A 13,635-nucleotide genomic window follows, 5' to 3' on the forward strand; every position below is an offset into this window, starting at 1 on the left:
CCAGACGGCCGGGCGGTCGCGGCGGGACCTGCTCCCGTCGAGGAAAGTCCGGGCTCCACGGTGAAAAGGCGGCGGGTAATGCCCGCCCGGGGTGACCCGAGGGATAGCGCCACAGAAAGCAAACCTCCCGCGTCTCGACGCGGGTAAGGGTGAAAGGGTGGGGTAAGAGCCCACCGCGTCTCTGGTAACAGCGACGGCATGGCAAGCCCCGCCTGGAGCAAGACCGAATAGGGACGTCGCGCGGGGGCTCGCCTCCGCAGGGTTCACCGCCCGAGGCGTCCGGGTAGGTCGCGAGAACCATCCGGCGACGGGTGGTCCAGAGGAATGATCGTCACCGTCTTCGGACGGGACAGAACCCGGCTTACAGGCCGTCTGGCATTTTCCTCCCCAGGGCGCAGCGCCGGGTCAGGCTCAAGGCCTGTTAACTCCTTGGCCCGAAACGCGTCTCACGCTTTGCACAGCCTGTTAATACTTACTCTGTTCTGTGTATGTTCCAATCTCTTGTTGTCTCTGCCGGGCAACAGCGCCGACATGGTTAAGTTTCGTCAACTAATCCCATTGAGACCCAGTGCATCCCATGCTATCCCATTCCTGTGATGTGGGGATTGGCGGCGTCGGCGTTTTCAGGCGTGCAATGAATGTGGGGGCGGGCCGAAGGGTCCGGTGGGGCAGGGCGTGTTTCTCGGAACCAGTGAGAAGCAGCTGGACGGCAAGCGCCGTCTCCTGATCCCTCAGGAGTTCCGCACGGCCGACAATGGCGCGGACCTCGGCGTCTTCTGCTTCTTCTCGGTCGAGTCCGATTGCCTCGAGGCCGGCGGCGACAAGCTGATGGCCGAGTATGTCGCCATGATCGAGGCCCTGCCGTTCGGCGACGACTGGCGCACGGCCCTGGAAGAGACTGTCTACGGCGGCCAGAAGCAGCTGGCCTATGACGGTGGCGGCCGGATCACTCTGCCCGAAAGCCTGTGCCAGGAAGCCGGACTGGGCGAGGATGTCGTGATCGTCGGCCTCGGTCCCCGGTTCCAGATCTGGGATCGGACCCGCTGGAACGCCCGCAAGGATGAGCGTCGTGCTCTCGCCCGCAAGGCCATGCGCGAGCGGGGCGATCTCGCCCGCCGGACCGCGCCGGGGAACGACGCATGACCGCGCCGGCCCCGTCCGCCCCATCTCCCCACGCCCCCGTCCTGCTGGCCGAGGTGGTTGAGGCCCTCGCCCCCCGCGCCGGCGACGTCATGATCGACGCCACCTTCGGGGCCGGCGGCTATACCCGCGCCCTGCTGGCGGCCGGGGCCACGGTCATCGCCCTGGACCGCGATCCCTCGGTCCAGCCGCACGCCGATGCGGTGGCCCGGGATTTTCCCGGCCGGTTCACGCTTGTCCGTACGCCTTTCTCGGGGCTCGCCGAAGCCTTTGCCGATAGCGGCCATGCCCGGCTGGACGGCGTGGTGTTCGACATCGGGGTGTCCTCGATGCAGCTGGACGTGGCCGAGCGCGGCTTCTCCTTCATGCGCGACGGTCCGCTGGACATGCGGATGTCCAGTGATGGGGAGAGCGCGGCCGACATCGTCAACGGCTGGGATCACGGGCCGCTGGCCCACATCCTGAAGCAGTACGGCGATGAGCGTCAGTCGGGCCGGATCGCCACCGCCATCCTGCGCCGCCGGGTCGAACAGCCCTTCACCCGCACGCTGGATCTCGCCGCCGTCGTCGAAAAGGCTCTGGGCGGCCGCCGCGGGGCCCCGACCCATCCGGCCACCCGCACCTTCCAGGCCCTGCGCATCGCGGTGAACGACGAACTGGGCGAACTGACCGCCGGGCTGGAGGCGGCCGAGCGTGCGCTGGCCCCGGGCGGCCGTCTCGCGGTGGTCACCTTCCATTCGCTGGAAGATCGCATCGTCAAGGCCTTCCTGACCGAGCGGACCGGCAATGCGCCGGGCGGATCGCGTCACGCCCCCGTTGCCATCGAGACCCGCAAGCCCAGCTTCACCCTGGCCTTCAAGGGTGCGCGCGAGGCGGGCGACGCCGAACTGGCCACCAATCCCCGGTCACGGTCCGCCAAACTGCGCGCCGCGGTCCGCACGGCTGCCCCGGCGTGGAAGGCGGCGGCATGACCCGCAACCCGGTCCAGCGCCTGTTCGACTGGAAGATCCGCGGCGTGCGCTGGATCGAGATCATCGGCTTCGTCTGCGTCGGGGCCATGGTCTTCTCCGTCTATGTGGCCAAGGCCGCCGCCGCCCGAGAGAGCGCCGCCATCGACCAGCTCGAGCGCCAGATTGCCGAAAACCGTCAACGCGTGCGCCTGCTGCGTGCCGAGGCGGCGCGGCTGGAGCAACCCGGTCGTCTCGAGGACCTGTCCCGGGTCGCCGGTCTCGGTCCGGTCGCTATGAACCGACAGGCCGATGAAAGCGCGCTTGCCGCCCTTCAGCCCGTATCGCCCCCCGCGCCGGTGCCGGCTTCGACAGCCGATACCGCAGCGGCCTCGGGAGAGCCGTCCGCAGACGCGACCGGGGAGGCTCCCCAATGAGCGTGCAGGACCATCGTGCCTGGCGTCCCGCGCCCGCAGCGCCCCGATCAGGCGGCCGGCCCCTGACCTCGACGGTCTCGCCCTGGCTGCGCTGGGCGACCGAGGCCGTCTGGTTCGTCGAACACGCCTTCGAACGCGCCCGCGCCGACGCCCGGCCGGAAGAGGACACGCGGGTCCGCATCTTCGTGATCCAGATCGTCTTCTCGGTTGTGTTCGGCTTTCTTGTCCTTGGCGCCGCCCACGCCGCCCTGATGACGCCCCGGGGCGGAGCGGGTGCGGCCGCGGTGCCCGGGGCCCTTCAGCGGGCCGATCTGACCGATCGCCACGGCCAGTTGCTGGCCACCAACATCACCCACTATGGTCTCTACATCGACCCCACGGAGATCTGGGACCGCGAGGCCGCGCTGCGCGGCATCCGCCGGGCCCTGCCGGACGTCCCGGTGTCCCGGCTGCGCCGCGTGCTCAACGGCGACCGCCGCCTCATCGTGGTTCCGGGTCTGACCCCGGCCGAGCGGCAGGCGGTGCATGCGCTGGCCCTCGGCGGCGTGTCGTTCGAGCCCGAGGACCGTCGCGTCTATCCGCTGAACCGCTCCGGGGCCCATGTCATCGGCGTGGCCGATACCGGCGGCAAGGGGATCTCGGGCGCCGAGCTCGCCTTTAATGACGAGATCCGCGCCGCGGGGGCCCAGGCCCGCGACTTTGCCCTGTCCATCGACCTGCGCGTCCAGGGCGTGCTGGAGAACGAACTGGCTGCCACTGCCACCGAAGTGGGGGCAAAGGGTGCCGTCGGCGTCGTCGCCGACGCCCGCACAGGCGAGATTCTCGGCATGGCCAGTTGGCCGGCCTATGACGCCAACCGTCTGGGCTCGGCTTCCGACGATGCCGCGCTCAACCGCGTGACCTCGGCCCACTATGAAATGGGTTCGGTGTTCAAGACCTTCACCGTCGCCGCCGCGCTCGACACCGGTCTGGCCGACCTCGACACCATGATCGACGCATCCGAGGCCTATATGATCGGCAACCGCCGCATCTCGGACTTCCACGCGACCAACAAGATCCTGTCGCTGGAAGAGGTCTATCTCCACTCCTCCAACATCGGCACGTCGCGGCTGGCGGTCGAGATGGGGGCCGACACCATGCGCCGCTATTTCCAGGCGCTCGGTCTGCTGGATGCCGCGCCGATCGAACTCAAGGAAAGCGCCCGGCCCCGCCGGCCCCGCGACTGGAGCGACTTCGACCCGGGCCTCCCTGTCGTTCGGCTACGGCATCATGATCACCCCGCTGCAGATGACGGCCGCCACCGTGGCCCTCGTCAACGGTGGGACTTACCGTCCGCTGTCGCTGCGTCGCGGCGGAACCGGCGAGGAAGGCCGGCGGGTCGTCTCGCCGGAGACCTCCGCCGCCATGCGCCAGCTCATGCGCGCGAACGTCCTGCGAGGGTCGGGTGGTCAGGCGGACGCGGCCGGTCTGCGGGTCGGCGGCAAGACCGGTTCGGCCAACAAGCTGGTCAATGGCCGCTATGACGCCAGCCACGGCATCGGCTCCTTCGCCGCCGTCTTCCCGGCGGACGGTCCGGAGGCGACCCAACGCTATGTCGTCTTCGTCCTGATCGACGAGCCCAGCCAGGGCTCGCGTCTGGGCGGTGCCGTCGCCGCCCCCGTGGTCGGCCGGGTCGCTGACCGGATCGCGGGCTTCCTTGGCGTCCCGCGCCGCGTGGACCCCGTCCTCCCGGCCGGTGTGATCCGATGAGCGCCCACCCCATGCGCCTGTCGGATCTGCTCAACCGCGATCTGACGGCCGATCCCATGATCACCGGCGTCACGGCCGACAGCCGCAAGGTCGTGGCCGGCTCGCTGTTCGTCGCCCTGCCGGGCAGCGCCGCCGACGGTCGCGCCTTCATCCCCCAGGCCCTGTCGCAGGGAGCCGCCGCCGTGCTCGCCCCCCAGGACACGCCCGACGGTCTGGCCCCCCTTGTGGTGCGCTCGGGCGATGTCCGTCGCGCCTATGCCCTGGCCGCGCGCGGCTTCTACGGGGCCCAGCCCGCCACCTGCGTCGCCGTCACCGGCACCAATGGCAAGACCTCGGTCGCCGCCTTCTGCCGCCAGATCTGGGCGGCGCTGGGCCTGAAGGCCGCCAGTATGGGTACGCTCGGCGTCGTGGCCCAGTCCGGAGCCGTTTCAGAGGCCCTGACCCCGCCCGGCCTGACCAGTCCCGACGCCGCCGACGCCGCCCGGCTGATGGCCACCCTCGCCGAGGGCGGGGTCACCCATCTGGCCCTCGAAGCCTCGTCCCACGGCATCGACCAGCGCCGGCTGGACGGGGTCAGCCTCAAGGCCGCGGCCTTCACCAACCTGACCCAGGACCACCTCGACTATCACGGCGACATGGAGGCCTATCGCGCCGCCAAGCTGCGCCTGTTCGAGACCCTGCTGCCGCGCGGCCGCACCGCCGTGCTGAACGCCGACTCCGACGCCTATTCCAGCTTCGCCGCCGCCTCCATCATGTCCGGCCTCGGCGTCATGGGCGTGGGAGAACGGGGCAGGGACCTGGCCCTCGTCGGACGCCGGGCCGTCCCCGAGGGGCAGCGTCTGACCATCGAGGTGCGCGGCACCCGTCAAGAGGTGCTCCTGCCCCTCGCCGGGGGCTTCCAGGCCTCCAATGCCCTCGTCGCCGCCGGCCTGTGCATCGCCGCCGGCGAGGACGCCGGGCAGGTTTTGCAGGCGCTGGAGAGCCTGACCGGCGCGGCCGGCCGGCTGCAGCGTGTGCCCGGCGGCCGGGGTGAGGCCTATGTCGACTACGCCCACACCCCCGATGGCCTCGAGACGGTGCTCAAGGCCCTGCGTCCCCACGCGTCCGGGCGGCTCATCGTCGTCTTCGGGGCCGGCGGCGACCGTGACCGGACCAAACGCCCCCTGATGGGCGAAATCGCCGGGCGTCTGGCCGACATCGCCATCGTCACCGACGACAATCCCCGCTCCGAAGACCCCGCCGCCATCCGCGCCGAGGTCCGGGCCGGCTGCCCCGATGCGATCGAGATCGGTGACCGCCGCGCCGCCATTCGCGAGGCCACGGCAATGATGCGCGACGGAGATGTGGTCGTCGTCGCCGGAAAAGGGCATGAACAGGGCCAGATCGTCGCGGGCACGACCCATCCCTTCGACGACGCCACCGAACTCGCCGAGGCCTTGCGCGTAAATGCCTGAACCGACCGCGCCGCTCTGGACGGCACAAGAGATTGCCGTCGCGACCGGTGGCCGGATCGAGGGGGGCGTCTTCGATGCCTCCGGCCTGACCTACAACAGCCGCGAGATCGGCCCCGGCGACCTGTTTCTCGCGCTGAAGGGCGTGCGCGACGGCCATGATTTCGCGGCCTCCGCCTTCGCCGCCGGGGCCGCCGGGGCCCTCGTCGAGCGCCCCGTCGATGGTGGCCCCTGTATAGTTGTGCCGGACACCCTCAAGGCGCTCGAGGCGCTTGGGGCCGCCGCCCGTGACCGCGCCCCGCAGATCCGGCGTGGGGCCGTCACCGGCAGCGTCGGCAAGACCAGCGTCACACAGGCTATCAAGGCCGGCCTGGACCTGGCCGGCCCGGCCCACGCCTCGATCAAGAGCTACAACAACCATATCGGCGTGCCCCTGACGCTCGCCCGCATGCCCGCGACCGTCGAGCGGGCCGTGTTCGAGATCGGCATGAATGCGCCCGGCGAGATCGCACCCCTGTCGCGCATGGTCCAGCCGCACGCCGCCTGTGTCACCACCGTCGGCCCGGTCCATATCGAGGCCTTCGCCGACGGCGAGGCCGGAGTGGCCCGCGAAAAGGCCGCCATCTTCCAGGGGCTCGGCCCCGGCGGTCTGGCGGTCGTGAACGGCGACATCCCCTGGGCGGACCTTCTGCATCAGGCCGCGCTCCACGTCGGGGCCCGGGTCGCGACCTTCGGCTCCGAGCCCTTCCACGACGCCCGCCTGATCGACTTCGCCCCCGGCCCGGACGGGGCCCGCGTCACGGCCGAGGTCTGGGGTCGCACCCACGTCTTCCCGCTGAAACAGTCCGGCTTCCACTGGGGGCTGAACAGTCTGGCCGTCATCCTGATGCTGGACGCCCTCGACGTCCCGGTCGAGACCGCGCTCGCGGCCCTGGCCGAGTTCGAGCCGCTCAAGGGCCGGGGCGAGACCCGCACCGTCCACCTTCCGCGCGGGGCCTTCACCCTGATCGACGAGAGTTACAACGCCAATCCGCTGTCGATGAAGGCGGGCTTCCTGAGCCTCGGGGCCCGGCCGGTCGAGCGCGGGGGTCGCCGCGTCGTGGTCCTGACCGACATGCTGGAGCTGGGAGACCAGTCCGAGGCCCTGCACGCCGGCCTCGCCGCCGCCATCGAGGCCGCCGCGATCGACACCGTCCACGCCGCCGGCCCGCAGATGCGTCATCTGTTCGAGGCCGTCAGCCCCGAGCGGCGCGGCGTCTGGGCCGAAACCGCCGCCGATCTCGCGGCCCGCGCCGGCGATCTGGCCAGGCCGCACGACATCGTCATGGTCAAGGGTTCGAACGGCTCGAAGGCCTCACTCGTGGCGGCCGCTTTGCTACGTCTCGAGCAGGAAACCGGGGGGGGCTGATCCATGTTCTATCTGCTGTATCTCTACTACGCCGACGTGGCGCAGGATTACCCCCTGCTCAACCTGGTCCAGTACCAGACTGTCCGCGTCGCCCTCGCCATGGCCACCGCCATGATCGTCGCGGTCGCCATGGGCAGCCGCTTTATCGCCTTCATGCGGGTCAAACAGGGCAAGGGACAGCCGATCCGCGCCGACGGCCCCGTCTCCCACCTGTCCAAGGTCGGCACCCCCACCATGGGCGGGCTGATGATCCTGGCCGGCATCGCCGTGGCGGTCCTGCTGTGGGGCGACCTGACCAATCCGTACATCTGGATCGTGTCCTTCGTCACCGCCGCCTTCGCCGTGCTGGGCTTCGTCGATGACTATGCCAAGGTCACGAAACAGACCTCGGCCGGCCTGTCCTCCGGGCAGAAGATGGCGGCCCAGGTCGTGGTTTCGGTCATCGCCGGTGTCCTCGTCGTCCTGTGGATGACGGCCTCGCCGACCTCGCCGGGGCTGGAGACCTCGATCGCCTTCCCGTTCTTCAAGAACGTGCTGCTGAACGTCGGCTGGTTCTATGTCGCCTTCGCCGCCTTCACCCTGGTCGGCTTTTCCAATGCAGTGAACCTGACCGATGGCCTCGACGGCCTCGCCATCGTCCCGGTCATGATGGCGGCCGCCGCCTTCGGCATGATCAGCTACCTCGTCGGCAACTTCGTCTTTTCCAACTACCTGGGCGTCCACCACGTCCCCGGATCGGGCGAGCTGGCCATCTTCTGCGCCGCCATCATCGGCGGAGGCACGGGCTTTCTCTGGTACAATGCCCCCCCGGCCCGGATCTTCATGGGCGACACCGGTTCGCTGGCCCTCGGCGGCGCGCTCGGGGCCATCGCCGTGGCCACCAAGCACGAGCTGGTTCTGGGCATCGTCGGCGGCCTGTTCGTGATCGAGGCCGCCTCGGTCATGATCCAGGTGGCCTATTTCAAGGCCACGAAGAAGCGCATCTTCCTGATGGCCCCCATCCACCACCATTTCGAGAAGCTGGGCTGGCCGGAGTCCACCGTCGTCATCCGCTTCTGGATCGTCGCCGCCATGCTGGCCCTGATCGGCCTGACCACGCTCAAGCTCCGGTGATCCGACTCGCCCAAAGTCCTTCCCCCGCTTGCGGGGGAAAGCGGTCCGCCTTCGAGCGAAGCTCGAACAGGACCGATGGGGGAATCTTCCTGCCGACGACCGGGCAGGCCATCGGAAGTAAGACTTCCCCCATCGGCCCTGGCTCGCTGCGCGAGCGCCGGGCCGCTTTCCCCCGCGAAGGGCGGGGGAAGGGCTTCGCGTCATGATTCCCGTCCCCGGCTATGAGGGCCGTCGCGTCGCCGTCTTCGGCCTCGGCCGCTCCGGGATCACCGCCGCCCGCGCGCTGAAGGCCGGCGGGGCCGAGCCCGTCCTTTGGGACGACGGCGTCTCCGGGCGGCTGCAGGCTGAGGCGGAAGGGTTCGCGCTCGAGGACCTGACCGTCGCCGACTGGTCGGGCTTCGCCGCCCTGGTCCTGTCGCCCGGCGCGCCCCTGACCCATCCCAAGCCCCACTGGACCGTCGACAGGGCCCGCGCCGCCGGCGTCCCCGTCATCGGCGACATCGAACTGTTCGCCCGCGCCCTTGCAGCCACGCCCGCCTCCCTGCGGCCCCGGGTGATCGCCATCACGGGCACCAACGGCAAGTCGACGACCACGGCCCTGATCGGCTGGGTACTGAAACAGGCGGGTCTCAAGGTCGCCGTGGGCGGTAATATCGGCATCGGCGTCCTCGCCCTGCCGGCCCCTACCGAGGTCGAGGCCTATGTCATCGAGGTCTCCAGCTACCAGCTGGACCTGACCACCACCTTCGCCCCCGATGTCGCGATCCTGACGAACATCAGCCCCGACCATCTGGACCGCCACGGCGGGATGGAGGGCTATGTCGCGGCCAAGACCCGGCTGTTCCAGGCCATGTCGCCGGACAGGGTCGCCCTGATCGGCGTCGACGACGACTGGGGCTGGGCCACGGTCAATGCCCTGAACGCCCGCCGCCTGCGGGTCACCACCATCACCACCCGCACCCCGCCCGAGTTCGTCGACCCCACCGGCGGTGTCCCCGTCGCCGACCTCTCCGAGCGCCTGCCCGACCAGATCGCCGCCTTCGAGGCCGGGCGCTTCATCATCGTCGATGCCACGGGCGGGCGTCTGGTCGCCGACGGCGTGGCCATCGCCGACCTCGTCCCCGCCCGCTCGCTCCCGGGCCGCCACAATGCCCAGAACGCCGCGTTTGGCTATGCCGCCGCCCGCGCGCTGGGTGTCCCTCATGAGGCAGCGGTAAAGGGCCTGATGACCTTCCCCGGCCTCGCTCACCGGATGGAAACCGTCGGCCACCTCGGTCCCGTCCGGTTCGTCAATGACTCCAAGGCGACCAATGCCGACGCCGCGCGTCAGGCCCTGATGTCCTATCCCTCCAGCTTCTGGATCGCCGGCGGCCGGGCCAAAGACGGCGGGATCGAGGACCTCGCCGACCTCTTCCCCCGCATCGCCCGCGCCTATCTGATCGGGGAGGCCGCGGACGATTTCGCCGCCACCCTCGGTGATACCCCCCACGTCATCGCCGGGGACATGGCCACCGCCGTGGCCCTCGCTGCCGCCGATGCCAAAGCCGCCGGAGGCGACCAGATCGTCCTCCTGTCCCCCGCCTGCGCCAGTTTCGACCAGTTTCCGGACTTCGAGGTGCGCGGAGAGGCCTTCCGGGCGGCGGTTCTTAACCTCGGGGCTACGCCTTTCGTTCAGGGTTGAGAAAGCATGACCCAGGCGACCTATTCGCATCCCTTCTCGCGCAACGACCCCAGCCCGATCGCCCAATGGTTCTGGACGGTCGACCGGGCCCTGCTGGGTGCAGCGCTCGGCCTGATGAGTTTGGGCGTCATGCTCAGCTTCGCCTCCTCGCCTGCAGCCATCCTCGCCGATGAATTGATCACCGATCCCTTCCACTATGCCTGGCGGATGATCGCCTTCGCCTCGGCCGGGCTGGGGGCCATGCTGACCATGTCCCTGCTGTCGCCGCGCGGCGTGCGCCGCATCGCCGTCCTGGCCCTGCTGGGCGGCATCGTCGTCATGGCGATTCTGCCGCTGATCGGCGATCCGGTGAAGGGCGCGGTCCGCTGGGTCAATCTGGGCCCGTTCAGCCTGCAGCCCTCCGAATTCGTCAAACCCAGCCTGATCGTCTTCGCGGCCTGGATGTTCGCCGAGGGGCAGAAGGGGCAGGGGGTGCCCGGCGTCTCCATCGCCTTCGCCGTCTACGTCCTGACCGTGGCCCTGCTGCTGATCCAGCCCGACATCGGCCAGACCCTTTTGATCACCACCACCTTCATGGCCGTCTTCTTCATGGCCGGCGTGCCGCTGCGCTGGGTGGCGGTGCTGGGCGGACTGGGCGCGGCGGGGCTGGCCGCCATCTACCTCCTGTTCCCCCACGTCCAGTCGCGGGTCGCCAAATTCGTTTCCCCCGGGGCCGAGGACACCCACCAGATCGACCGCGCGTCCGAGGCCATCCGTGCCGGCGGCCTCGTCGGCCGCGGCATCGGCGAGGGGGTGATGAAGCGTTCGGTGCCCGACCTGCACACCGACTTCATCTATTCCGTCGGGGCCGAGGAGTTCGGTCTGGTGCTGAGTCTCATCGTCATCGGCCTGTATGCCTTCATCGTTATCCGCGGCATGCGCCGGGCCATGATGCTGAACGACCCGTTCGAACAGACGGCGGCAGCCGGCCTGTTCATGCTGATCGGGCTTCAGGCCTCGATCAATGTCGCCGTGAATCTGAACCTTATCCCGACCAAGGGCATGACCCTGCCGTTCATCAGCTACGGTGGCTCCTCCATGGTGGCCATGGGCCTGACCATGGGCTTTGCGCTGGCTCTGACCCGTCGCCGGCCCGGAGCCTATGAACCGGGGGCCAGCCTGGCCCGCCCGGGACGGTTGTTGATGCCCTGACCGCTACGACCGATTTTGACGCATCCGCAGTATAAGGTGGCAAGGGTTCGACCCGTCGACGCCGGGGTCCGGTCTGGATCTGGATGCGGACTCAACGGACTCAACGGACTCTGTTTTTTGGAGTCCACTTCGTGCTCACTCGCGACGGTCACGCTTCCGTTGCCGACGCAAGGCCCTGAAAAATGACTAATCTTTTCTCCCTTGGTCGTGTCTGCGTCGTCGCCGCCGGAGGCACCGGCGGTCACATGTTCCCGGCCGAGGCCCTGGCGCGCGAGATGACCGCCCGCGGCTGGCGGGTCGTCCTCGCCACCGACCATCGCGGCGAACAGTATGCCCAAGCCTTCCCCGCCGAGGAACGGCTGGCGCTGGACGCGGCGACCGGCTCCGGCCCCGTGGCCCTCGCCAAGGCCGGGGTCGCCATTGTGCGCGGCGTGGGCCAGGCCCGCTCGGCCTTTACCCGACTGAGAGCCGACGTCGTCGTCGGCTTCGGTGGCTATCCGTCCGCCCCGGCTCTCGTCGCCGCCATCCTGCAGCGCCGCCCGACCCTGATCCACGAACAGAATGCCGTTCTGGGCCGCACCAACCGCATCCTGGCCCCCCACGTCCGGGCCGTCGCCTCGTCCTTTCCGACGCTGGATCGCGCCTCGCCCGCCGTGAAGGCCCGCAGTCAGGTCGTCGGGGCCCCCGTCCGGGCCGACATCCGGGCCCTGTTCGACCGGGTCTGGACCGCGCCCGGAGACGGTCCGATCAACATCCTCGTCACCGGCGGCAGCCAGGGGGCCCGGATCCTGTCCGAGACCACGCCCCGGGCGCTCGCCGCCCTGCCGCAAGCCCTGCGCGCCCGCCTGCGCGTTCAGCAGCAGTCCCGCCCCGAGACGTTGGAGGCCGCGCGCCAGATCTATCTGGAGGCTGGCATCGAGGCCGAGGTCGCCCCCTTCTTCCGCGACATGGCCAGCCGCCTGTCACAGGCCCATCTGGTCATCGGGCGGGCCGGAGCCTCGACCTGCGCAGAACTGGCCGTCGCCGCCATGCCCTCGATCCTGATCCCGCTGAAGATCGCCACCGACGACCATCAGCGGCTGAACGCGAAACTCCTGACCGATGTCGCCGCCGCCGAGGTCATCCTTGAGGATGATGTGACGGTCCAGTCCCTGACCGACGCTGTGGCCGCCGTCCTCGCCGATCCGGCCCGGCTCCCGGCCATGAGCCGCGCTGCCCGTTCCGTCGCCATCCCCGACGCGGCCCAACGCCTCGCCGACCTCGTGGAGGCCTCGGCGGGCTGAACGCCCGAACCTTCACCGTCCCGGAGCGTTCACCCCCGATGCCTCCCGAAATCACCACCCTGACGCGCCAGATCATAACCCTGTGGCGCCAGTTCTACTGGCTGCCCGAATGGCTGGTCATCGCCATCGTCGTCGCCGTCTTCGTCGGGGCCGGCTGGCTGGCCCACCGGATCGTCTTCTCGATCCTGCGGCTCACGGTCAAAAAGCGGGACCTGTTCTGGCGCGGCGTGGTCGAACGGGCGCGCAAAAAGCTGCGCATCCTGATCATCCTCATCGCGGTGGCCTTTTCTATCACCGTCTCGCCGCTGGACCCGGAGCCTTCGGCGACGGTGCGGGCGGCCATCCTGTTCCTCACCATCCTCGTCGTCGGCTGGATCGTCGCCGGGGCCGTGGACATGTGGGCGGTCGTCTATCTGAAGAAGTTCAACCTCGAGGCTGAAGACAACCTGATCGCGCGCAAGCACGTGACCCAGACCCGGATCCTGCAGCGCGCGGCCGTGGTCGTGATCGGTCTCGTGACCGTGGCCCTGGCCATGATGACCATCGGCGCGGTGCGGCAATGGGGCGTGTCCCTGCTCGCCTCGGCCGGGGTCGTCGGCATCATCGCCGGTCTCGCCCTCCAGCCCTTCCTGACCAATCTGATCGCCGGCATCCAGATCGCCACCACCCAGCCCATCCGCATCGAGGACGCCGTCATCGTGGAAGGGGAGTGGGGTACGATCGAGGAGATCACCTCCACCTATGTGGTGGTCAAGCTGTGGGACTGGCGCCGCCTGATCCTGCCGCTGACATACTTCATCGAAAAGCCGTTCCAGAACTGGACCCGCGAGACCGCGCGCCTGATCGGTACCGCCTTCCTCTATGTCGACTACGAGGCCCCGATGGACCGGCTCCGGGCCGAGTTGGAGCGCATCTGCAAGGCCTCGCCCCTGTGGGACGGCGACGTGGTCAACCTGCAGGTCACCGACATCACCGACCGCGTCGCACAGGTCCGCTGCCTCGCCAGCGCCCGCTCCGCGCCCGTCGTCTTCGACCTGCGCTGCGAGATCCGCGAGGCGATGCTGGCCTTCCTCCGCGACCAGTGCCCCGAAGCCCTGCCGCAGGACCGGCTGTCGCTGGAGCGCAATTCGGCTCCTCTCCCGGAGGGAGAGGGCTTGAGGCCCGCAGAGCGATAGCGATGCGTCTGGGCCGAAAGGGTGAGGGCCGTGCGTTTCCGGCGAGGTCGGCCCTCACCC

The 13,635-nt window shown here is 69.4% G+C and carries 10 protein-coding genes, 1 other RNA gene and 1 pseudogene; all 12 read left to right on the top strand.

The genetic code is table 11. The annotated features are described in order from the left end of the window. The 12 genes and pseudogenes from rnpB to SJY26_RS09080 all read left to right on the top strand — a co-directional run bounded on the left by rnpB (position 1) and on the right by SJY26_RS09080 (position 13,575). Positions 1-380, top strand: an RNA gene (rnpB, locus tag SJY26_RS09025) — RNase P RNA component class A. A gap of 295 nt (positions 381-675) precedes the next feature. After that, on the top strand, positions 676-1,143 hold the full coding sequence (locus SJY26_RS09030) for a division/cell wall cluster transcriptional repressor MraZ (protein ID WP_396592726.1): 468 nt from the start codon (positions 676-678) through the stop codon (positions 1,141-1,143). After that, the gene (rsmH, locus tag SJY26_RS09035; RefSeq protein ID WP_396592727.1) at positions 1,140-2,111 is read left to right on the top strand and encodes a 16S rRNA (cytosine(1402)-N(4))-methyltransferase RsmH; all 972 of its coding nucleotides are present in this window, start codon (positions 1,140-1,142) and stop codon (positions 2,109-2,111) included. Before SJY26_RS09030 ends, rsmH begins: the two co-directional genes overlap by 4 nt. After that, complete coding sequence (locus tag SJY26_RS09040; protein WP_396592728.1) at positions 2,108-2,524, top strand: cell division protein; 417 nt, start codon at positions 2,108-2,110, stop codon at positions 2,522-2,524. The genes rsmH and SJY26_RS09040 overlap by 4 nt, the downstream gene beginning before the upstream one ends. Further along, positions 2,521-4,273 (top strand): annotated as a pseudogene (locus SJY26_RS09045) (peptidoglycan D,D-transpeptidase FtsI family protein). Before SJY26_RS09040 ends, SJY26_RS09045 begins: the two are co-directional and overlap by 4 nt. Continuing rightward, positions 4,270-5,727 carry a UDP-N-acetylmuramoyl-L-alanyl-D-glutamate--2,6-diaminopimelate ligase gene (locus tag SJY26_RS09050; RefSeq protein WP_396592729.1) on the top strand — a complete coding sequence of 486 codons (1,458 nt, stop codon included), beginning with the start codon at positions 4,270-4,272 and terminating at the stop codon, positions 5,725-5,727. The pseudogene SJY26_RS09045 and the gene SJY26_RS09050 overlap by 4 nt, the downstream one beginning before the upstream one ends. Then, positions 5,720-7,132, top strand: a complete 1,413-nt coding sequence (gene murF / locus SJY26_RS09055; protein ID WP_396592730.1) for a UDP-N-acetylmuramoyl-tripeptide--D-alanyl-D-alanine ligase — start codon at positions 5,720-5,722, stop codon at positions 7,130-7,132. The genes SJY26_RS09050 and murF overlap by 8 nt, the downstream gene beginning before the upstream one ends. A gap of 3 nt (positions 7,133-7,135) precedes the next feature. After that, positions 7,136-8,245, top strand: a complete 1,110-nt coding sequence (gene mraY, locus SJY26_RS09060) for a phospho-N-acetylmuramoyl-pentapeptide-transferase (RefSeq protein WP_396592731.1) — start codon at positions 7,136-7,138, stop codon at positions 8,243-8,245. 202 nt (positions 8,246-8,447) lie between these two features. Next, positions 8,448-9,926, top strand: a complete 1,479-nt coding sequence (gene murD / locus SJY26_RS09065) for a UDP-N-acetylmuramoyl-L-alanine--D-glutamate ligase (protein WP_396592732.1) — start codon at positions 8,448-8,450, stop codon at positions 9,924-9,926. A gap of 6 nt (positions 9,927-9,932) precedes the next feature. After that, complete coding sequence (ftsW, locus tag SJY26_RS09070; protein WP_396592733.1) at positions 9,933-11,117, top strand: putative lipid II flippase FtsW; 1,185 nt, start codon at positions 9,933-9,935, stop codon at positions 11,115-11,117. A 182-nt stretch (positions 11,118-11,299) separates the two neighbouring features. Beyond that, the gene (gene murG / locus SJY26_RS09075) at positions 11,300-12,400 is read left to right on the top strand and encodes an undecaprenyldiphospho-muramoylpentapeptide beta-N-acetylglucosaminyltransferase (RefSeq protein ID WP_396592734.1); all 1,101 of its coding nucleotides are present in this window, start codon (positions 11,300-11,302) and stop codon (positions 12,398-12,400) included. 38 nt (positions 12,401-12,438) lie between these two features. Then, on the top strand, positions 12,439-13,575 hold the full coding sequence (locus SJY26_RS09080; protein ID WP_396592735.1) for a mechanosensitive ion channel family protein: 1,137 nt from the start codon (positions 12,439-12,441) through the stop codon (positions 13,573-13,575). Positions 13,576-13,635: the final 60 nt, after the last annotated feature.

It is taken from the genome of Brevundimonas sp. R86498, from assembly GCF_044598075.1.
GTDB lineage: Bacteria > Pseudomonadota > Alphaproteobacteria > Caulobacterales > Caulobacteraceae > Brevundimonas.